General features: G+C 56.3%; 15 protein-coding genes and 6 tRNA genes. 18 read left to right on the top strand and 3 right to left on the bottom strand.

Translation table 11 applies throughout. The features are described from left to right. Nucleotides 1-104: 104 nt before the first annotated feature. Entirely contained in the window at nt 105-1,769 is a 1,665-nt protein-coding gene (gene glnS, locus JK621_RS04815; RefSeq protein ID WP_212558842.1) for a glutamine--tRNA ligase, read from the bottom strand. Nucleotides 1,770-2,010: 241 nt separating this feature from the next. Then, nucleotides 2,011-4,047, bottom strand: a complete 2,037-nt coding sequence (gene nagE, locus JK621_RS04810; protein WP_212558841.1) for an N-acetylglucosamine-specific PTS transporter subunit IIBC — start codon at nt 4,045-4,047, stop codon at nt 2,011-2,013. A 335-nt stretch (nt 4,048-4,382) separates the two neighbouring features. Between nagE and nagB the strand changes: the two genes are divergently transcribed. The 12 genes from nagB (at nt 4,383) to JK621_RS04750 (ending at nt 12,947) form a co-directional block, all read left to right on the top strand. Beyond that, entirely contained in the window at nt 4,383-5,183 is an 801-nt protein-coding gene (nagB, locus tag JK621_RS04805) for a glucosamine-6-phosphate deaminase (RefSeq protein ID WP_013811891.1), read from the top strand. Nucleotides 5,184-5,201: 18 nt separating this feature from the next. Next, nucleotides 5,202-6,341: an N-acetylglucosamine-6-phosphate deacetylase gene (gene nagA, locus JK621_RS04800; RefSeq protein WP_212558840.1), complete on the top strand. Its 1,140-nt coding sequence runs from the start codon at nt 5,202-5,204 to the stop codon at nt 6,339-6,341. A 149-nt stretch (nt 6,342-6,490) separates the two neighbouring features. Then, nucleotides 6,491-7,711: a DNA-binding transcriptional regulator NagC gene (gene nagC, locus JK621_RS04795; protein ID WP_212558839.1), complete on the top strand. Its 1,221-nt coding sequence runs from the start codon at nt 6,491-6,493 to the stop codon at nt 7,709-7,711. Nucleotides 7,712-7,779: 68 nt separating this feature from the next. After that, complete coding sequence (locus JK621_RS04790) at nt 7,780-8,532, top strand: HAD-IIA family hydrolase (protein WP_212558838.1); 753 nt, start codon at nt 7,780-7,782, stop codon at nt 8,530-8,532. 201 nt (nt 8,533-8,733) lie between these two features. Then, nucleotides 8,734-10,173, top strand: a complete 1,440-nt coding sequence (locus tag JK621_RS04785; RefSeq protein WP_212558837.1) for a carbohydrate-binding protein — start codon at nt 8,734-8,736, stop codon at nt 10,171-10,173. Between the two features lie 288 nt (nt 10,174-10,461). Next, complete coding sequence (gene asnB / locus JK621_RS04780) at nt 10,462-12,126, top strand: asparagine synthase B (protein ID WP_212558836.1); 1,665 nt, start codon at nt 10,462-10,464, stop codon at nt 12,124-12,126. 219 nt (nt 12,127-12,345) lie between these two features. Continuing rightward, nucleotides 12,346-12,422, top strand: a tRNA-Met gene (locus JK621_RS04775). Between the two features lie 7 nt (nt 12,423-12,429). Then, nucleotides 12,430-12,514, top strand: a tRNA-Leu gene (locus tag JK621_RS04770). A 29-nt stretch (nt 12,515-12,543) separates the two neighbouring features. After that, nucleotides 12,544-12,618 (top strand) — tRNA-Gln (locus JK621_RS04765). Between the two features lie 43 nt (nt 12,619-12,661). Continuing rightward, nucleotides 12,662-12,736: transfer RNA gene (locus JK621_RS04760), tRNA-Gln, on the top strand. A 40-nt stretch (nt 12,737-12,776) separates the two neighbouring features. Further along, nucleotides 12,777-12,853, top strand: a tRNA-Met gene (locus JK621_RS04755). A gap of 19 nt (nt 12,854-12,872) precedes the next feature. After that, nucleotides 12,873-12,947, top strand: a tRNA-Gln gene (locus tag JK621_RS04750). 108 nt (nt 12,948-13,055) lie between these two features. Here JK621_RS04750 and ubiF read toward each other — a convergent pair. After that, on the bottom strand, nt 13,056-14,237 hold the full coding sequence (gene ubiF, locus JK621_RS04745) for a 3-demethoxyubiquinol 3-hydroxylase (RefSeq protein ID WP_212558835.1): 1,182 nt from the start codon (nt 14,235-14,237) through the stop codon (nt 13,056-13,058). Nucleotides 14,238-14,434: 197 nt separating this feature from the next. Between ubiF and miaB the strand changes: the two genes are divergently transcribed. The 6 genes from miaB (at nt 14,435) to lnt (ending at nt 20,678) form a co-directional block, all read left to right on the top strand. Then, nucleotides 14,435-15,871 carry a tRNA (N6-isopentenyl adenosine(37)-C2)-methylthiotransferase MiaB gene (miaB, locus tag JK621_RS04740; protein ID WP_212558834.1) on the top strand — a complete coding sequence of 479 codons (1,437 nt, stop codon included), beginning with the start codon at nt 14,435-14,437 and terminating at the stop codon, nt 15,869-15,871. 243 nt (nt 15,872-16,114) lie between these two features. Beyond that, nucleotides 16,115-16,450 (top strand): zinc ribbon domain-containing protein YjdM, encoded by a 336-nt coding sequence (locus JK621_RS04735; RefSeq protein ID WP_004949642.1) that lies wholly within the window; start codon nt 16,115-16,117, stop codon nt 16,448-16,450. Between the two features lie 202 nt (nt 16,451-16,652). Beyond that, on the top strand, nt 16,653-17,708 hold the full coding sequence (locus JK621_RS04730; RefSeq protein WP_004949638.1) for a PhoH family protein: 1,056 nt from the start codon (nt 16,653-16,655) through the stop codon (nt 17,706-17,708). Continuing rightward, nucleotides 17,705-18,178: an rRNA maturation RNase YbeY gene (gene ybeY, locus JK621_RS04725; protein ID WP_212558833.1), complete on the top strand. Its 474-nt coding sequence runs from the start codon at nt 17,705-17,707 to the stop codon at nt 18,176-18,178. Before JK621_RS04730 ends, ybeY begins: the two co-directional genes overlap by 4 nt. 84 nt (nt 18,179-18,262) lie before the next feature. Next, nucleotides 18,263-19,141 carry a CNNM family magnesium/cobalt transport protein CorC gene (corC, locus tag JK621_RS04720; RefSeq protein ID WP_006319913.1) on the top strand — a complete coding sequence of 293 codons (879 nt, stop codon included), beginning with the start codon at nt 18,263-18,265 and terminating at the stop codon, nt 19,139-19,141. A 7-nt stretch (nt 19,142-19,148) separates the two neighbouring features. Continuing rightward, nucleotides 19,149-20,678 (top strand): apolipoprotein N-acyltransferase, encoded by a 1,530-nt coding sequence (gene lnt, locus JK621_RS04715; protein WP_212558832.1) that lies wholly within the window; start codon nt 19,149-19,151, stop codon nt 20,676-20,678. The last annotated feature ends 189 nt before the right edge of the window (nt 20,679-20,867 follow it).

Here is a 20,867-nt window from a genome sequence, read left to right as displayed (position 1 = left end):
AAATCAGATTGAGGAAATGAGGCATGATCGGAGAGAAAAAGAGGCGAGCACCATAAAAAAAGCGCAACCGAAGTTGCGCTTTTATCTGTCAGCGGTAATCACGCTCAGGCGTCGATTTTCGCCCAGGTGTCACGCAAGCCAACGGTGCGGTTAAACACCAGATGCTCAGCCGAAGAGTAGCGGCTGTCGGCGCAGAAATAGCCTTCGCGTTCGAACTGGTAGGCTTTTTCCGGCTGTGCGGCAGCCAGGCTTGGCTCCACGAAGCCATGCTTGATAACCAGCGACTCAGGGTTGATGGTAGCGAGGAAGTCCTCTGCCGCCGCCGGGTTCGGTACGTTGAACAGGCGATCGTACAGGCGGATTTCCGCCGGCAGCGCATGCGCAGCGGAAACCCAGTGGATCACGCCCTTCACCTTGCGGCCATCGGCAGGATCCTTGCTCAGCGTATCCGCATCGTAGCTGCAGAAGATGGTGGTGATCTCGCCCTCGGCATCCTTCTCGACGCGTTCAGCCTTGATCACATACGCATTGCGCAGACGCACTTCCTTGCCCAGCACCAGACGCTTGTATTGCTTGTTGGCTTCTTCGCGGAAGTCGGCACGATCGATATAAATCTCGCGGCTGAACGGCACTTCGCGGCTGCCCATTTCCGGCTTGTTCGGGTGGTTAGGCATGGTGACCATTTCCACGCCTTCCGCCCGGTTCTCGATGATCACTTTCACCGGATCCAGCACGGCCATAGCACGCGGCGCGTTCTCGTTCAGGTCTTCACGAATGCAAGCCTCCAGCGCCACCATTTCGACGTTGTTATCCTGCTTGGTCACGCCGATACGCTGGCAGAACTCACGGATAGAAGCCGCGGTATAACCACGGCGGCGCAGACCGGAAACGGTCGGCATACGCGGGTCGTCCCAACCTTCAACGATATTCTCGGTCACCAACTGGTTCAGCTTGCGCTTCGACATGATGGCGTACTCAAGATTGAGGCGCGAGAACTCGTACTGACGCGGATGGCAAGGGATGGTGATGTTATCCAGCACCCAGTCATACAGACGGCGGTTGTCCTGGAACTCCAGCGTACACAGCGAGTGGGTGATCCCTTCCAGCGCATCGGAAATGCAATGGGTGAAATCGTACATCGGGTAGATGCACCACTTGTTGCCGGTCTGATGGTGTTCCGCGAATTTAATGCGGTACAGCACAGGATCGCGCATCACGATGAACGGCGAAGCCATGTCAATTTTGGCTCGCAGGCAGGCGGTGCCTTCGGCAAACTCGCCATTGCGCATTTTCTCAAACAGCGCCAGGTTCTCTTCCACGCTGCGGCCGCGATACGGGCTGTCTTTGCCGGGCGCAGTCAGGCTGCCGCGATATTCGCGGATCTGCTCAGGCGACAGTTCGTCGACGTAGGCCAGCCCTTTGTTGATCAGCTCAACCGCATAGTGGTGCAACTGATCGAAGTAATCCGAGGAGTAACGGACATTGCCGCTCCACTCAAAGCCCAGCCACTCCACGTCGTGCTTGATTGACTCAACGAATTCGATGTCTTCTTTTACCGGGTTGGTATCATCGAAACGCAGGTTGCACTGGCCCTGGTAATCCTGGGCGATGCCGAAGTTCAGGCAGATGGATTTGGCATGGCCGATATGCAGATAGCCATTTGGCTCCGGCGGGAAACGGGTATGTACCGACGCGTGTTTCCCTGACGCCAGATCTTCATCAACGATCTGACGGATAAAATTGGTTGGGCGGGCTTCAGCCTCACTCATTTGACTATTCCTCAATGCAAAGCGCTACACATAACCGCCTATGATCCAACAAGCCACGCCCGGAAACAACCGTTTGTTTCACGAAAAACTCACCGCGCTGCACCGCGATAGACCGCAGCACCACTACGGGGCAAATTGCGCCCATAAAAAAGCGGGAAGAGATCGCTCTCCTCCCGCCAAAGGTAGGGTGTGTTCCGTCATGACTCGTTAAACACCCTGGGTACTCCTCAGGTAAAACGCTTTACTTCTGGATGTCGAACAACTTGGTCTGGCCTGCGATTACGGAACCGGTCGCCAGCGCAGCCAGGCCGGCGTAATCGTCAGAATTGCTGACCACCACCGGGCTTATCATCGAGCGGGCATTGGCGTTCAGGTAGTCCAGATCCAGCTCAAGAATCGGCTGGCCGGCTTTCACCTCAGCGCCCTCTTCCACCAGACGTTTGAACCCCTGACCGTTCAGCGCCACGGTGTCGATGCCCATATGCACCACAATCTCCGCGCCCTTGTCGGTTTCCAGACAAAACGCGTGGTTGGTGTTGAAGATTTTCACGATGGTGCCGTCCGCCGGTGCCACCACGGTTTTGTCGGTCGGGCGGATAGCTACGCCGTCGCCCACCGCTTTGCTGGCAAAGGCTTCATCAGGAACCTGATCCAACAACACCACTTCACCGGTTACCGGTGCCACCAGCGTCTCAAAAGCCGCCTTCGGCGCATTAGGCACCGCCTGCGGCTTGGCTTCGGCCACAGGGGCCGCGGCAGGCGCTACGGTAGCGGCAACCGGACCTGCGGCGACCACGTTGCGCATGGCGCTGGCAATCAGCTCCGCACGGGTGCCGACAATCACCTGCACGCTTTGTTTGTTCAGGCGGATCACGCCGGAAGCACCCAGGCGTTTCGCCACCGCGTCGTTCACCAGCGCAGAGTCTTTCACGTTCAGACGCAGACGAGTGATACAGGCGTCGATGCCGGTCAGGTTATCAGAACCGCCGATGGCGCCCACGTAACGGCGTGCCAGCGTCGTGGTTTCGTTTTCGTCTTTACCGGCGTCGGTGCCGACGTTAACGTCATAACCGTCGGTTTCGTCACCGGCAACCGCCAGTTCGCGCCCTGGGGTCATCAGGTTGAACTTGTTGATGGTAAAGCGGAACACCGCGTAGTAAATGGCGAAGAACACCAGGCCCTGCGGGATCAGCATGTACCAGTGGGTCGCCAATGGGTTGCGTGACGACAGCACCATATCCACCAGACCGGCGCTGAAGCCGAAACCGGCAATCCAGTGCATGCTGGCGGCGATGTATACCGAAATGCCGGTCAGTATCGCGTGGATCACATACAGTACCGGAGCCACGAACATGAAGGAGAATTCCAGCGGTTCGGTGATGCCGGTAAAGAAGGCGGCAAAGGCGCCCGCCATCATGATACCCAGCACTTTGGCTTTGTTTTCCGGACGCGCGCAGTGATAAATAGCCAGCGCCGCACCCGGCAGACCGAACATCATGATCGGGAAGAAGCCCGCCTGATAACGACCGGTGATGCCGACAACCGCTTTACCGGCTTCGATAGACTGCTGGCCGCCGAGGAAGTTAGGGATATCGTTAATGCCGGCCACGTCGAACCAGAACACCGAGTTCAACGCATGATGCAGGCCAACCGGGATCAGCAGACGGTTGAAGAACGCATAAATACCTGCGCCGACGGAGCCCAGCTTCTGAATGTGCTCACCGAAGTTAACCAGGCCACCGAAAATCATCGGCCAGATATACATCAGAATGAAAGCCACCAGGATCATCAGGAAGGAGATCAGGATAGGCACCAGACGGCGGCCGCTGAAGAACGACAGCGCTTTCGGCAGCTCAACGCTGCTGAAACGGTTGTAGACTTCGGCGGAGATAATGCCCACCAAAATACCGACGAACTGGTTCTCAATCTTGCCAAACGCGGCAGGCACCTGGTCGAGAGGGATCTTCTGAATCATCGACACGGCGGCCGGCGAACAGAGGGTGGTCAATACCAGGAAACCGACAAAGCCGGTCAGCGCGGCGGCGCCATCCTTGTCTTTGGACATGCCATAAGCCACACCGACGGCAAACAACACCGACATGTGTTCGATAATGGCAGAGCCGGATTTAATAAAGAAAGCAGCGAGAGCGTTGGAGGCGCCCCAACCCGTAGGGTCAATCCAGTACCCGACGCCCATCAAGATCGCGGCGGCGGGCAGCGTGGCGACCGGCACCATCAAGGCGCGGCCCACTTTTTGCAAATAACTAAGAATGTTCACCTTTTCCCCCTATGTTGTCCGCGGACGGACCCTATTAGTAGTTTATTTAACGCTCTCACTACCTTTTAGAAATAACGCATGGCACGTATCACTCATGCGGAGTGTAAAAAAATTATTTCGTATCGCAAATTAAAAGCTCCTTTTTTGTGATTTATATCACCAAAAAGTAGTCTTAACCTGCCACATTGCTAGCCATCACACAAAACTTATTTTATCATTCGAAAAATCATCGGGACTGACGCTTCACGTGAGAATCATAAAGTTGGATTACGCTTAGACTCTTATTCAGGCCCGTAACAGTATAGCTTTAGTTTACTTACCCAAAGAGGTGTTAGATGAGACTTATCCCACTGAAAGATACTGCACAAGTCGGCAAATGGGCCGCCCGCCATATCGTCCAGCGCATCAACGCATTCAAGCCCACTGCGGAGCGTCCGTTTGTGCTCGGCCTGCCGACCGGCGGCACTCCGCTCGAAGCCTACAAACATCTGATTGCGATGCACAAAGCAGGTGAAGTAAGCTTTAAGCATGTTGTGACTTTCAACATGGATGAATACGTTGGCCTGCCGCAGGAGCACCCGGAAAGCTATCATACCTTCATGTACCGTAATTTCTTTGATCACGTTGATATTCCAAGTGAAAACATCAACCTGCTGAATGGCAATGCGCCGGATGTTGACGTCGAATGCCGTAAGTACGAAGAAAAAATCAAATCTTACGGTAAAATCCACCTGTTTATGGGCGGCGTCGGCGTTGACGGTCATATCGCGTTTAACGAGCCGGCTTCATCACTGGCGTCGCGTACCCGTATCAAAACGCTGACTGAAGATACCCGCATCGCCAACTCTCGCTTCTTCGGCGGGGATGTCAGCCTGGTGCCGAAATACGCGCTGACCGTGGGCGTGGGTACGCTGCTTGACGCAGAGGAAGTGATGATCCTGGTGACCGGCCATGCCAAGGCGCAGGCGCTGGAAGCCGCAGTGGAAGGCAATATCAACCATATGTGGACCATCAGTTGCCTGCAGCTGCACGCCAAGGCGGTTGTGGTGTGCGATGAACCTTCCACCATGGAACTGAAAGTCAAAACCGTTAAATACTTCCGCGAATTAGAAGCGGAAAGCGTTAAGAGTCTTTAATTTTTGCAGGGGGCTACGATGTTCGCTTTAACCCAATGCCGGATTTTCACCGGCCACGACGTGCTTGACGACCATGCGGTAATCATCGCTGATGGACTGATTGAACGAGTCTGTCCGCTGGCTGAACTGCCGGCCGGCATGGAAACGCGCGATCTGGGTGGCGCTATCCTGGCCCCCGGTTTGATCGACGTGCAGCTTAACGGCTGTGGCGGCGTACAATTTAACGATTCGCTGGAGGCCATTTCGGAAGAGACGCTGGAGATCATGCAGCGCGCCAACGAAAAATCCGGCTGCACCAGCTATCTGCCGACGCTGATCACCAGCAGCGACGAGTTTATGAAGCACAGCATCGATGTGATGCGCACTTATCTGAAAAAACACCCGAATCAGGCGCTTGGTCTGCATCTGGAGGGGCCGTACCTCAGCCCGCTGAAAAAAGGCACCCACAACCCGGCGTTCATCCGCAAACCGACTCGCGAGATGATCGACTATCTGTGCGCCAACGCCGACGTGATCACCAAAGTCACGCTGGCGCCGGAAATGGTAGAACCGCACTTTATCAAGCAGCTGACCGCGGCGGGCATTGTGGTCTCCGCCGGCCACTCGAACGCCACCTACGATCAGGCCCGCACCGGCTTTGCCGCCGGCGTCACCTTCGCGACCCATCTGTATAACGCCATGCCGTATATCACCGGGCGCGAACCTGGGTTGATGGGGGCGATTTTCGATACGCCTGAAGTGTATACCGGCATCATTGCCGACGGCCATCACGTGGCCTGGGCGAGTATCCGTAACGCCAAGCGCATGAAAGGTGATAAATTGGTGCTGGTCACCGATGCCACCGCCCCGGCGGGCGCAGAGATTGACCAATTTATTTTTGCCGGTAAAACAATATACTATCGCGACGGGCTGTGCGTGGATGAGAACGGCACCCTGAGCGGCTCTGCGCTGACCATGATCGACGCGGTGAAAAATAGCGTAGAGCACGTCGGTATTGCGCTGGACGAAGCGCTGCGGATGGCAACCTTGTATCCGGCGCGCGCCATCGGCGTAGACCATCTGTTAGGCACAATCGAAGCCGGCAAGGTGGCAAACCTGACCGCATTTACCCGTGATTTTAAAATCACCAAAACGCTCGTTAACGGTAACGAGGTTTAACTAACATATGTACCCAAAATAATTCGAGTCGCAGGCAGGCGGCAACTGAACGAACCTCAATGCGCATACGCCGATATGTGATTTGAGTGAGTAAAGGCGGCCCCCCTGCGACTTGAAGTATGAAGGGTAGACAGAGAGTAAAATTATTGATGAGTACTGGCGGACAGGCACAAATAGGGAACGTTGACTTAGTCAAGCAACTCAACGGCGCAGCAGTGTACCGCCTGATCGACCAGCAGGGTCCGATCTCGCGCATTCAGATAGCCGAGCTCAGCCAGCTAGCGCCCGCCAGTGTCACAAAAATTACTCGCCAGCTGTTGGAGCGCGGGCTGATCAAGGAAGTCGATCAGCAAGCTTCCACCGGCGGCCGCCGCGCCATTTCCATTGTCTCCGAAACCCGGCACTTCCACACCGTGGCGGTGCGTCTTGGGCGTCACGACGCCACCATCACCCTGTACGACATGAGCGGAAAATCGCTCGGTGAAGAACACTACCCGCTACCGGAACGTACCCAGGAGACGCTGGAAAACGCACTGTTCAACGCCATTGCGCAGTTTATCGAAAGCTACCAGCGCAAGCTGCGCGAACTGATCGCCATCGCGGTGATCCTGCCAGGCCTGGTTGATCCGGCGCAGGGCGTGGTGCGCTATATGCCGCACATCAGCGTCAACCACTGGCCGCTGGTAGATAACCTGCAGCAACGTTTCAACGTCACCAGCTTTGTCGGGCACGACATCCGCAGCCTGGCGCTGGCGGAGCATTACTTTGGCGCCACTCGTGACTGCGAAGACTCTATTCTGGTGCGTCTGCACCGGGGTACCGGTGCCGGCATCATCGTCAATGGCCAGATTTTCCTCGGTAACAACGGCAACGTCGGCGAAATCGGCCATATTCAGATCGATCCCTTGGGCGAACGCTGCCACTGCGGCAATTTCGGCTGTCTGGAAACCGTGGCCGCCAACGCCGCGATTGAACACCGCGTGCGCCATTTGCTGACCCAGGGTTACCCAAGCAAGCTGACGCTCGACGATTGCAGCATCGGCGCCATCTGCAAAGCCGCCAACCGTGGCGATCTGCTGGCCAGCGAAGTGATCGAGCACGTTGGCCGCTACCTCGGCAAAGCGGTGGCTATCGCCATTAACCTGTTTAATCCGCAAAAAGTGGTGATCGCCGGGGAAATTACCGAAGCCGAAAAAGTGCTGCTGCCGGCCATCCAAAGCTGCATCAATACTCAGGTACTGAAAGACTTCCGCAAAAATCTGCCGGTGGTCACTTCCGAACTCAATCATCGCTCGGCGATCGGCGCTTTCGCCCTGGCCAAGCGGGCAATGCTCAACGGCGTGCTATTGCAGCGATTGCTGGAAAGTTGAGCCGCCGCTTCAGGCAGGTGTGCATCTACGCGTTTTTTGCCTGCCGTAAATCATGAGAAACAGCAACGATGACAATCAAGAACGTTATATGTGATATCGATGGCGTGCTGCTGCATGACAACACGCCGGTTCCCGGTGCCGATCTTTTTCTGGCGCGCATTCAGGAACAGGGTATGCCGCTGGTGGTGCTGACCAACTACCCGTCGCAGACCGCGCAGGATTTGGCGAACCGCTTCGCCGCCGCCGGATTGGACGTGCCTGAGAGCGCGTTTTATACCTCCGCGATGGCCACCGCCGATTTTCTGCGCCGCCAGGAGGGCAAAAAAGCCTATGTGGTCGGTGAAGGTGCATTGATTCATGAGCTCTATAAAGCCGGTTTTACCATTACCGACATCAATCCGGACTTCGTGATTGTCGGCGAAACCCGCTCCTACAACTGGGATATGATGCATAAGGCCGCCTACTTCGTGAATAACGGCGCGCGCTTTATCGCCACCAACCCGGATAGCCATGGCCACGGCTTCACGCCGGCCTGTGGTGCGCTGTGCGCGCCTATCGAAAAGATCACCGGCCGCAAGCCGTTTTACGTCGGCAAACCAAGCCCGTGGATCATTCGCGCCGCGCTGAACAAAATGCAGGCGCATTCGGAAGAAACGGTGATCGTCGGCGACAACCTGCGCACCGACATTCTGGCGGGCTTCCAGGCCGGTCTGGAAACCGTGCTGGTGCTGTCCGGAGTCTCGACGCTTAACGATGTCGAAACCATGCCGTTCCGCCCGAGCTATATTTTCCCTTCCGTGGCCGACATCACTATTTTTTAATTCCCGTGGCGGCCTCAATGGCCGCCTCTGCCCGATTATCTCAATAATAAAACCTTCGCCAACGTGAATTTAATTTATTCCTGGGCGCAAAAGGTTTCAGCCTGCCCTCGTTAAAAATCCGCACTATGTATTTACACCCCGCCAATCACTGAATGGCCGGCGAGTGAAAATACCCCTACGCAAAAAGATAACGAGGTCACTATGAGCACGAATAACATTCTCAATGCACAAGCCGCAGACGCTGCTGCCGCGATGCCGGACCTGACCGGTAAAAAAATCCTGATGGGTTTTTGGCATAACTGGCTGGCCGGCGCCAGCGATGGTTACAAACAAGGCAAATTCGTCAATATGGATCTGACCGATATTCCGCCTGAATATAATGTGGTGGCGGTCGCCTTTATGAAGGGTGAAGGCATTCCCACCTTCAAACCTTACAACCTGTCCGACGCCGAGTTCCGCCGCCAGGTTGGCGTGCTGAACAGCCAGGGCCGGGCGGTGCTGATTTCACTGGGTGGCGCAGACGCGCACATCGAGTTGAAAACCGGCGATGAAGACAAGCTGAAAGATGAAATTATTCGTCTGGTAGAAACCTACGGCTTTGATGGCCTGGATATTGACCTGGAACAAGCGGCGATTGGCGCAGCCAATAATAAAACCGTATTGCCCGCCGCGCTGAAAAAAGTTAAGGATTATTATGCCGCCCAAGGCAAAAAATTCATTATCAGCATGGCGCCGGAATTCCCTTATTTGCGTACCAACGGCAGCTATCTGGATTATATTACCGCGCTCGAAGGCTATTATGACTTTATCGCGCCGCAGTTCTATAACCAGGGCGGCGATGGTATTTGGGTTGACGAGCTCAATGCCTGGATCACCCAGGTTGACGATGCCAAAAAAGAAGAGTTTCTTTATTACCTGACCGAAAGCCTGGTGACCGGCACCCGCGGTTATACCAAGATCCCGGCGGCCAAGTTTGTGATCGGCCTGCCAAGCAACGTGGACGCAGCAGGAAGCGGCTATGTGATCAATCCGCAGGCGGTATTCAACGCTTTCAAACGCCTGGATGCCAAAGGGCTGTCGATCAAGGGGCTGATGACCTGGTCGATCAACTGGGACAACGGCAAAAACAGCGCCGGCGTTGCCTATAACTGGGAATTCAAAACGCGCTATGCGCCGTTGATCCAGGGCGGCGTCACCCCGCCGGGAAAGCCTGATGCACCCACGGCGCTGGCAGCCTCGGATCTGACGGCCACCTCGCTGAAACTGAGCTGGCACGCTGCAACCGGCCCTGCGCCGATCGCCAGTTACAGCGTTTACCGCAACGGTAGCGCCATCGGCCAGACCGGCGGCCTTTCGTTGCAGGACAGCGGCCTGCTCCCATCCACTCAGTACAGCTATTTCGTTACCGCAACCGACAGCCAGGGCAATACCTCGCTGCCAGGCAGCGCACTGGTGGTGAAAACCGCCGACGGTAGCACGCCACCCGATCCGGGCGTAACCGAGTGGCAAAGCAATCACAGCTACAAAGCGGGCGATGTGGTGACCTATAAAGGCAAAAAATACACCTGCCTCCAGGCTCACACCTCGAATCCCGGTTGGACGCCGGATGCAGCCTTCACCCTGTGGCAGTTGACCGCCTGATAGTCGGCAACGAGTCGCCGGTAAAACTGGTCGGCGACTCACTCATTCACCAAAAAATTGAATATTCCACAATTAAAGACGATAAAAACTGAATATCCGCTAAAAACCGAACTACCCCAAACAACTATTTTTCCGCGTAACGCTAAAACGCTTGCATCCCCTGCCGGTTTTGACGCATTTTCATAAACACAACGCAGCAAAACCGCGTCATCGCTGATGAACCGGCCGCGCCGCCCATAACAGCAAAACAACATCACAGTCTAAAAAAGTCGTTAGGAGAGTCGTTATATGTGTTCTATTTTCGGTGTGCTTGATCTGAAGTCCGATCCCGTTGAACTGCGTAAGAAAGCGCTGGAGCTGTCTCGTCTGATGCGCCACCGCGGTCCGGACTGGTCCGGCGTTTACGCCAGCGATAAAGCCATTCTGGTGCATGAGCGCCTGTCGATCGTCGACGTCAACAATGGCGCCCAACCGCTGTACAACGCTGCGCACACCCACGTTCTGGCCGTAAACGGTGAGATCTATAACCACCAGGCACTGCGCCAACAGCTGGGCGATCGTTACGAGTTCCAGACCGCTTCCGACTGTGAAGTGATCCTGGCGCTGTATCAGGAAAAAGGCATCGACTTCCTCGACGATTTGCAGGGCATGTTCGCCTTCGCCCTTTATGATTCAGAGAAAGACGCTTACCTGATTGGCCGCGATCACTTGGGCATTATCCCGCTCTACATGGGCCATGACGAATTCGGCAACCTGTATGTCGCCTCCGAAATGAAAGCGCTGGTGCCAGTCTGCCGCACCATCAAAGAATTCCCGGCGGGCAGCTATCTGTGGAGCCAGGACGGCGAGATCCGTGAATATTACCAGCGCGACTGGTTCGATTACGACAATGTCAAAGACAACGTGACCGACGCCAACGCACTGCGCAACGCGTTGGAAGACTCGGTGAAAAGCCACCTGATGTCCGACGTGCCGTACGGCGTACTGCTGTCTGGCGGCCTGGATTCCTCCGTGATCTCCGCCATTACCAAAAAATACGCCGCACGCCGAGTGGAAGATCAAGAGCGCAGCGAAGCCTGGTGGCCACAACTTCACTCCTTCGCCGTCGGCCTGGAAGGCTCACCGGACCTGCGCGCCGCGCAGGAAGTGGCCAACCATTTGGGCACCGTGCACCATGAAATTCACTTCACCGTGCAGGAAGGCCTGGATGCCATTCGCGACGTGATTTATCACATCGAAACCTACGACGTCACCACCATTCGCGCCTCCACGCCAATGTATCTGATGTCGCGTAAAATCAAGGCGATGGGCATCAAGATGGTGCTGTCCGGCGAGGGTGCGGACGAAGTGTTCGGCGGCTATTTGTACTTCCATAAGGCGCCGGATGCGCGTGAATTCCACGACGAGACCGTGCGTAAGCTGCTGGCGCTGCATATGTTCGACTGCGCGCGCGCCAACAAGGCGATGTCCGCCTGGGGTGTGGAAGCCCGCGTCCCCTTCCTGGACAAGAAATTCCTCGACGTGGCGATGCGCATCAACCCGAAAGATAAAATGTGCGGCAACGGCAAAATGGAAAAACACATCCTGCGCGAGTGTTTTGAATCCTATCTGCCGGCCAGCGTGGCCTGGCGCCAGAAAGAGCAGTTCTCCGACGGCGTGGGCTATAGCTGGATCGACACGCTGAAAGAAGTCGCTGCGAAGCAAATCAGCGATCAACAGCTCGAAACCGCACGTTTTCGTTTCCCGTACAACACGCCGAGCTCCAAAGAAGGCTACCTGTATCGCGAAATCTTCGAAGAGCTGTTCCCACTGCCAAGCGCGGCCGAATGCGTACCTGGCGGCCCGTCAGTGGCTTGCTCTTCAGCGAAAGCCATCGAATGGGATGAATCCTTCAAAAAGATGGATGACCCTTCTGGCCGTGCCGTAGGCGTCCACCAATCCGCCTACAAGTAATCGCGCGGGTTTTATCTTCAGGGCGGGCCTCATGGCCCGCTTTTTTGTTGATGTTTTCAACCATTAATCACCTGAATTGATGCTTTTATCACCATACTGTTCACAACCCAGACAAACAACACATCCAGCCGCTTTTTCGGGAAAAAACTTGTTGACGCAAAACGGCCATATACGCATAATGCGCCCCGCAACGCCGATGAAGGTTGCGCGAAAAAAGATGGCTACGTAGCTCAGCTGGTTAGAGCACATCACTCATAATGATGGGGTCACAGGTTCAAATCCCGTCGTAGCCACCATCTTTTTGCGGGAGTGGCGAAATTGGTAGACGCACTAGATTTAGGTTCTAGCGCCGCAAGGTGTGCGAGTTCAAGTCTCGCCTCCCGCACCATTTCTTTTCATCGTCGTGCAGGCAACAGGTGGGGTATCGCCAAGCGGTAAGGCACCGGTTTTTGATACCGGCATTCCCTGGTTCGAATCCAGGTACCCCAGCCATCTTTTTTAGGATGGGGATGTTGCAAAAAAGTTTACGTGTTGATGGGGTATCGCCAAGCGGTAAGGCACTGGTTTTTGATACCAGCATTCCCTGGTTCGAATCCAGGTACCCCAGCCATACCGACACTGTTGACTTTTAAGGTAAAATATCGAAAAATGGCTACGTAGCTCAGCTGGTTAGAGCACATCACTCATAATGATGGGGTCACAGGTTCAAATCCCGTCGTAGCCACCATATTTTACTGTTATACCATTGGGGTGTCGCCAAGCGGTAAGGCTCTGGTTTCTGATACCAGCATACCCAGGTTCGAATCCTGGCACCCCAGCCACATTTAGAAAAGCCCGCTTCGGCGGGCTTTTTGCTATTCTGAATTTATTGACGTCTCGTTAAAGCGGGCGCAGCCTGTTGCGCCCGTACCCGACAATATCCCCCTCGACTACAAGCCCAATGCGTATTTCAGCGCATGCTCCTTCAGCCTGCCTACCCGCTGGGCCGCCATCAGCGCAATATTGCGCGCTACGTTCAGCGGCGCCAAATTATTGCTGAAAGCGGTATAAAACAGATCCATGCCGCTTTGCATCAGCAGGTTATCGGTGCGACGACGGCGCTGATAGCGCATCAGCACCGCTTCACTGCTCCAGTCCTCGCCCAGCTCCCGCGCGTCGCTCAGTACCGCCAGCAACGCTTCCACATCGCGATAGCCCAGGTTCACTCCCTGCCCCGCCAACGGGTTGATGGTGTGCGCTGCATCACCGAGCAACGCCAGCCCCGGCAGCACATAGCGCTGTGCGTGGCGGCGCGCCAGCGGAAAGGCCCCGGCGGCATGCACTTTTACCGCCCCCAGGCGAGCCGGAAACGCTTCGGCGATTTCCCGCTCAAGCTGCGCCGGCGGCAGCGCTTGCAACTGACGGATGCGTTGCGGGCTGTCATACCACACCAGCGAAGCCCATTGATCGTATAGCGGCAGGAAAGCGCGCGGCCCGGAAGGGAAAAATTGCTGCCAGGTCACATCCTGCTGCGGCGCACCGGTATCGACGGTGATCAACATGCAGGACTGGCGATACTGCCAGCCGCTGGTGCCGATGGCCGCCAGATTACGCACCTGCGAATTGGCGCCGTCGGCGCCCACCACCAGCCGCGCCTGCAGCCTCTCAGAAGAGTCCAGCTCCAGTTGCCAGTGGTCATCTGCCCGTTGCAGCGAACGCAGCCTGGCGGGGCAACAGAGCGTCAAATTGCCGCACCGCTCCATTTGCTGCCACAGCGCCAATTGCAAAATCCGATTTTCCACCATAAAGCCCAGCTCAGGCAGGCCCAGCGAGGCCGCGTCAAACGCCACGCGTGAGGACGCCCATTCCCAGGTTTCCAACCGGCGGTACGGCGCCGCACGCATGCCCGCCACCGCTTGCCAGACGCCAAGCTGCTTGAGCAGCCCCACCGAGGTGCAACCAATCGCGGAAATACGCAGATCCGGCGGGCTTTGCTCATCGAACGCCTGCGGCGCCTGATGTTCCAACAGCGCCACCGACCAACCGGCCTGCGCCAATCCCAGCGCCGCCGCCGCGCCGACCATCCCGCCGCCAACCACTACGGCGTCATACCTTTTTTGAGATGTGTTCATTTTGGTCATGTTTTCTTAGTGAATTATCGCCATCCCAGCGGGCACGGCATTTGGCATCAGTGTACCGGATTTTTAATTGCGCATCAGGTCGCATACCGTTTTCCCCACGCTGGTCACAACGGCGCCAAATGATTACAATACGCATTCTGCATGTCGCGTAACGCAACTTTCGCTCCGCACTGAGTAATGGCAAGTCAATGACGAAAAAACTACATATCAAAACCTGGGGCTGCCAGATGAATGAATACGATTCATCGAAAATGGCCGACCTGTTGAACAGCACACACGGCTTCGAGTGGACCGAAAACGCCGAAGAAGCGGACGTGCTGCTGCTGAATACCTGCTCAATTCGTGAAAAGGCGCAGGAAAAAGTTTTCGCCATGCTTGGGCGCTGGAGATTGCTGAAAGAGAAAAACCCGGCGCTGATCATCGGCGTGGGCGGCTGCGTCGCCTCTCAGGAAGGCGAATTGATCCGCACTCGCGCGCCCTGCGTTGACGTAGTGTTCGGCCCGCAGACCCTGCACCGCCTGCCGGAAATGATCAACCACGTACGCGGAACCCGCAGCCCAATCGTCGACATCAGCTTCCCGGAGATCGAGAAGTTCGACCGCCTGCCGGAACCGCGCGCCGAAGGCCCAACCGCCTTTGTTTCCATTATGGAAGGCTGCAACAAATACTGTACCTTCTGCGTGGTGCCTTACACCCGCGGCGAGGAAGTGAGCCGCCCAAGCGATGACGTGCTGTTCGAAATCGCCCAACTGGCGGCACAGGGCGTGCGTGAAGTGAACCTGCTAGGCCAGAACGTCAACGCCTACCGCGGCGCCACCTACGATGGCGGTATCTGCTCGTTTGCCGAGCTGCTGCGCCTGGTGGCGGCTATCGACGGCATTGACCGCATCCGTTTCACCACCAGCCATCCGATTGAGTTCACCGACGACATCATCGCGGTGTATCAAGACACGCCAGAGCTGGTCAGCTTCCTGCATCTGCCGGTACAGAGCGGCTCAGACCGCATACTGACCATGATGAAACGCGCGCACACCGCGTTGGAATACAAAGCGATCATTCGCAAACTGCGCAAGGCGCGGCCGAACATACAGCTCAGCTCCGACTTTATCATCGGCTTCCCGGGGGAAACCCAGGCCGACTTCGAACAGACCATGAACCTGGTCGCCGAGATTAACTTCGACGCCAGCTTCAGTTTTATCTATTCGTCACGCCCGGGCACCCCAGCGGCCGATATGGTGGACGACGTCAGCGAAGACGAAAAGAAACAGCGCCTGTATATCCTGCAGGATCGCATCAACCAGCAGGTGTTGCAGTTCAGCCGCCGCATGCTCGGTACCGTGCAGCGTATTCTGGTGGAGGGCACCTCGCGTAAAAGCCTGATGGAGCTGGCCGGCCGCACCGAATGCAACCGTATGGTGAACTTTGAAGGTACGCCGGATATGATCGGCCAATTCGTTGACGTGGAAATCACCGAAGTCATGACCAACACACTGCGTGGCGCAGTGGTGCGTACCGAACAGCAGATGGATCTGCGCGTACATGAATCCCCGCAGTCGGTGATCGCCCGTACCCGCAAAGAGAATGCGTTGGGCGTCGGCACTTACCAGCCCTCCCTTCATACTTGAAGCTGCATCTGTGTTGGCCCCCCAGTCATTTGGTTTACTAGGCTCCTGGGGAGTCAACCCGGCAAAGCCTCACCCCGTTGGGGCCCGTGCAAGCGCTGCTCAACAAAGCCGTGGCTTTGTTGTGATGCAACTCCAATTATTTTGGGATGGCATCCAACACAAAAACATTATTTCTCCGCCGGGCGCTTGCGTCCGGTGATGTTCTTTTTTGTTTTTTTATTATTTATTAAGAGGCGACATAGCATGCAACTCCCACACTGCCCGAAATGCAACTCCGAATACACCTATCAGGACAATGCGATGTTTATCTGCCCTGAATGCGCCCACGAGTGGAGCGACAGCGCCCCGGCGGAAGACAGCGATGCATTGATTGTCAAAGACGCCAACGGCAACCTGCTGGCCGACGGCGACGCCGTGACCGTGGTGAAAGATCTGAAGGTCAAAGGCAGCTCTTCGATGCTGAAGATTGGCACCAAGGTGAAAAACATTCGCCTGGTGGAAGGCGACCATAACATTGACTGTAAAATCGATGGTTTTGGCCCGATGAAGCTGAAATCCGAGTTCGTGAAAAAGAACTGATCCCCGCACAATTACGCGGCTGTTTTTGCCGCGTTTTTTCCTCTTCCGGCCCTTGAATTACGCCGCCGGCGCACAGATAGATCATGGGTAAACTTGCGCCAGTGCGGCGCACCATGAATAATTCAAGGTAGAAACATCAGGGTTTACCCTGAATGCGCGTACCGAAAATCAACCAGGCCCGATGTGAGCCTTGAGGAATAGTTTGAACGTCGCAACACAAGAAATTTTGTTAGAGCCGGCAGACAATAAGCGATTGCTCAGCCTGTGCGGCCCGTTTGATGACAATATCAAACAGATCGAACGCCGGTTGGGGATCGAGATCAACCGCCGTGACAACCGTTTTAAGCTGGTTGGCAAAAACCCGTGCGTGGTTGCCGCCGCCGATATCTTGCGCCACCTGTACGTGGACACCGCGCCCATTCGCGGTGTGATCCCGGATATCGACCCGGAACAGATCCATCTGGCCATCAAAGAGAGCCGGGTGCTTGAACAGGTAGCCGACAGCGTGCCGGATTACGGCAAAGCGGTGACCATCAAAACCAAGCGTGGCATGGTGAAACCGCGCACGCCGAATCAGGCGCAGTACATCGCCAATATTCTCGATCACGACATCACCTTCGGCATTGGGCCGGCGGGGACCGGGAAGACCTATCTGGCCGTCGCCGCTGCGGTAGACGCCCTGGAACGCCAGGAGATTCGCCGCATTCTGCTGACGCGCCCGGCGGTTGAGGCCGGTGAAAAACTGGGCTTCCTGCCGGGGGATCTGAGCCAGAAAGTCGATCCTTACCTGCGCCCGCTGTACGACGCCCTATTCGAAATGCTGGGCTTTGAGCGCGTGGAGAAGCTGATCGAACGCAACGTGATTGAGGTCGCGCCGCTGGCCTATATGCGCGGCCGCACGCTGAACGATGCCTTTATCATTCTCGATGAGAGCCAGAACACCACCATCGAACAGATGAAGATGTTCCTGACGCGCATCGGCTTCAACTCGAAGGCGGTGATCACCGGCGACGTGACGCAGATTGACCTGCCGCGCAACCAGAAATCCGGCCTGCGCCATGCGATAGAAGTCCTGTCGGATGTCGAAGAACTGAGCTTCAACTTCTTCCATAGCGAAGACGTGGTGCGCCACCCGGTGGTAGCTCGCGTGGTTATCGCCTATGAAGCCTGGGAAGCCGCCGAACAAAAACGCAAAGACGCGATTGCCGAACAACGTAAGCACGAGGCCATCATCGCCTCCGGGCAGGAGACACTATGAGCCAGGTGATTTTGGATCTGCAGATTGCCTGTGCAGACAGCAACGGCCTGCCGGACGAAACCACCTTCCAGCGCTGGCTGGAAGGCGTGCTGCCGCAGTTTCAGGAAGAGGCCGAGGTCACCATTCGCGTGGTGGACGAAGCCGAAAGCAACGAACTGAACCTGACCTACCGCGGGAAGGACAAACCGACCAACGTACTGTCCTTCCCGTTCGAAGCCCCGCCGGGCATCGAGCTGCCGCTGCTCGGCGATCTGATCATCTGCCGTCAGGTCGTTGAACAGGAAGCGGTTGAACAGGGCAAGACGCTGGAGGCCCACTGGGCGCATATGGTTGTCCATGGCAGCCTTCATCTGCTAGGGTATGACCACATCGAAGACGATGAAGCCGAAGAAATGGAGTCTTTGGAAACCGAAATCATGCACGGCCTGGGCTATCCGGACCCGTACCTGGCGGAAAAAGACCCCGTCTGACGTCAGCTGATTCCCCCGCAGCCCCTGTAAGGGGCTGTCGCTGACGCCCCTAACTCTTACATGAGTGATATTAACTAAAACGCCATGAGCGACGACCATTCACAAAGCAATGACAGCCCCAGTCCCAAGAAGGGGTTCTTTACTCTCATCCTTAACCAGCTATTCCACGGCGAACCGAAAAACCGTGGCGATCTGGTAGAGCTGATCCGCGATTCCGAGCAAAACGATCTGATCGACCCCGATACCCGAGACATGCTGGAAGGCGTGATGGATATCGCAGAGCAGCGCGTACGCGACATCATGATCCCACGCTCCCAGATGGTCACACTCAAGCGTAACCAGACTCTGGAAGAGTGCCTGGACGTGATTATCGAATCCGCCCACTCGCGTTTCCCGGTGATCAGCGAAGATAAAGATCACATCGAAGGCATTCTGATGGCCAAGGATCTGCTGCCGTTTATGCGCGCAGAGTCTGAACCGTTCAGCATCGACAAGGTGCTGCGCACCGCGGTGGTGGTACCCGAAAGCAAGCGGGTTGATCGGATGCTGAAAGAATTCCGCTCCCAGCGCTATCACATGGCGATCGTCATTGACGAGTTCGGCGGCGTTTCCGGCCTGGTCACCATCGAAGATATTCTGGAACTGATTGTCGGCGAAATCGAAGACGAATATGACGACGAGGAAGATCTGGATATCCGCCAACTCAGTCGCCATATGTATACCGTGCGGGCGTTGGCGCCGATTGAAGACTTCAACGAAGCCTTCAATACGCACTTCAGCGACGACGAGGTCGACACCATCGGCGGCCTGGTGATGCAAGCCTTCGGGCATCTGCCTGCGCGCGGGGAAACCATTGAAATCGAAGGTTACCTATTTAAAGTTGCGATGGCCGACAGTCGACGTATCATCCAGGTTCATGTAAAAATTCCGGACGATTCTCCGCAACCGAAACTGGAAGACTAAATCCAACATGGCTAAAGCCTCTTTCCTTGAACGCCAGCGGGTTCGCGCCCTGCTGGCGCTGTTGTCTGGTGCCGGCGGCGCGCTGGCGTTTTCTCCTTACGATATGTGGCCTGCGGCCATTGTTTCCCTGTTCGGCCTGCTGGCCGTTACCCTGAACCGCACCGCCAGACAATCCGCCCTGCTCGGCTTCTGCTGGGGGTTCGGTCTGTTTGGCGCCGGCGTCAACTGGGTTTACGTCAGCATTGCCGACTTCGGCGGTATGCCGTTTGCCGTCAATATTTTCCTGGTCGCGCTGCTGGCCGCTTACCTGGCGTTGTATACCGGGCTGTTCGCCGGGTTGTTGGCGCGCCTGTGGCCGGCCACCAGTTGGTACCGCCTGGCGATTGCCGCGCCGGTGCTTTGGCAAGTGACCGAGTTTCTGCGCGGCTGGGTGCTGACCGGTTTCCCCTGGCTGCAGTTCGGCTACAGCCAGCTCAACGGGCCGCTGAAAGGCGTCGCGCCGCTGCTGGGGGTTGACGCCATCACCTTCATGCTGATGGCGATCGCCGGGTTGCTGGTGTATGCCATCAATCAGCGCCGCGTTGCCGCGGCGGTCGTTGCCATCGCACTGCTGCTGCTGCCCTGGCCACTGCGTCAGTTGCAGTGGTTTACCCCGCAGCCGGAGAAAGCGGTGAATGTCGCCATGATACAAGGCAACATCGCCCAATCGATGAAGTGGGATCCGAAAGCGCTGGTCAGCACGCTGCAAACCTATCTGGATGAAACCCGCCCTTATATGGGCAAGGCGCCGATCATCATCTGGCCGGAATCCGCCATCCCGGATTACGAGGCCAGCCAGAATGGCTTCCTGACCATGATGGACGACCTGATGCGCGCCAAAAACAGCAGCCTGATCACCGGTATTGTCGACGTACGCGCCACTCCGCAAGGCCAGCAAATCTATAACAGCGCCATTGTATTGGGTGAACAGACGCCGTACGTCTACCCGGCCAAAGACCGCTATAACAAGCATCATTTGGTGCCGTTCGGCGAGTTTGTACCGCTGGAAACGCTGTTGAGGCCACTGGCGCCGTTCTTCGATCTGCCGATGTCGTCCTTCAGCCGCGGCGATTACGTTCAACCGCAGTTGAGCGTGAAAGGGTATAACCTGACGGCGGCTATCTGTTATGAGATTGTTCTCGGCCAGCAGGTGCGCGATAACTTCCGCCCGGACACCAACTTCCTGCTGACCATCTCCAATGACGCCTGGTTCGGCCATTCCATCGGCCCGTGGCAGCACTTCCAGATGGCGCGCATGCGTGCGCTGGAGTTGGGGCGCCCGCTGTTGCGCAGCACCAACAATGGCGTAACCGCCGCCGTTGACGCCAACGGTGAGGTGATAGCGGAGATCCCGCAGTTCACCCGCAGCGTGCTTGAGGTGAAAGTCACCCCAACCACCGGCATTACGCCATACGCCCGCTTTGGCGCCACACCGTTGTGGATCATCACCCTGCTGCTTGGCGGCATGGCGCTGATGCTCGGCCTGCGCCGCAGGTAATCTCACCCGGTGCGCAGTTCAGTGAACTGCGCACCGCGTCCCTATCCCTATCTCAAACACCCGTCAAATCAACGCTTCTGGCACACTCCTTGCTTTAATTACTCTGTGATTTAAGACCGATTTACTTTTACTGACGTTTTGTCGCACTTATGCACAACTTGAGAGCATCACTGGCACCGGAAAGGTGCA

Source organism: Serratia plymuthica, from assembly GCF_018336935.1.
Taxonomy (GTDB): Bacteria; Pseudomonadota; Gammaproteobacteria; order Enterobacterales; family Enterobacteriaceae; genus Serratia; species Serratia plymuthica_B.
The sequence above is the reverse complement of the archived record's forward strand: the minus strand, read 5'-3'. Positions and strand labels throughout refer to the sequence as shown.

Bases quoted from the DNA above. Each gene is read 5' to 3' on its own strand.
- nagC (WP_212558839.1), top strand. From the start codon at position 6,491: ATGAGTACTGGCGGACAGGCACAAATAGGGAACGTTGACTTAGTCAAG.
- ybeY (WP_212558833.1), top strand. From the start codon at position 17,705: ATGAGCCAGGTGATTTTGGATCTGCAGATTGCCTGTGCAGACAGCAAC.
- lnt (WP_212558832.1), top strand. From the start codon at position 19,149: ATGGCTAAAGCCTCTTTCCTTGAACGCCAGCGGGTTCGCGCCCTGCTG.
- miaB (WP_212558834.1), top strand. From the start codon at position 14,435: ATGACGAAAAAACTACATATCAAAACCTGGGGCTGCCAGATGAATGAA.
- JK621_RS04735 (WP_004949642.1), top strand. From the start codon at position 16,115: ATGCAACTCCCACACTGCCCGAAATGCAACTCCGAATACACCTATCAG.
- nagB (WP_013811891.1), top strand. From the start codon at position 4,383: ATGAGACTTATCCCACTGAAAGATACTGCACAAGTCGGCAAATGGGCC.
- glnS (WP_212558842.1), bottom strand. From the start codon at position 1,769: ATGAGTGAGGCTGAAGCCCGCCCAACCAATTTTATCCGTCAGATCGTT.
- ubiF (WP_212558835.1), bottom strand. From the start codon at position 14,237: ATGAACACATCTCAAAAAAGGTATGACGCCGTAGTGGTTGGCGGCGGG.
- nagA (WP_212558840.1), top strand. From the start codon at position 5,202: ATGTTCGCTTTAACCCAATGCCGGATTTTCACCGGCCACGACGTGCTT.
- JK621_RS04790 (WP_212558838.1), top strand. From the start codon at position 7,780: ATGACAATCAAGAACGTTATATGTGATATCGATGGCGTGCTGCTGCAT.
- asnB (WP_212558836.1), top strand. From the start codon at position 10,462: ATGTGTTCTATTTTCGGTGTGCTTGATCTGAAGTCCGATCCCGTTGAA.
- JK621_RS04785 (WP_212558837.1), top strand. From the start codon at position 8,734: ATGAGCACGAATAACATTCTCAATGCACAAGCCGCAGACGCTGCTGCC.
- corC (WP_006319913.1), top strand. From the start codon at position 18,263: ATGAGCGACGACCATTCACAAAGCAATGACAGCCCCAGTCCCAAGAAG.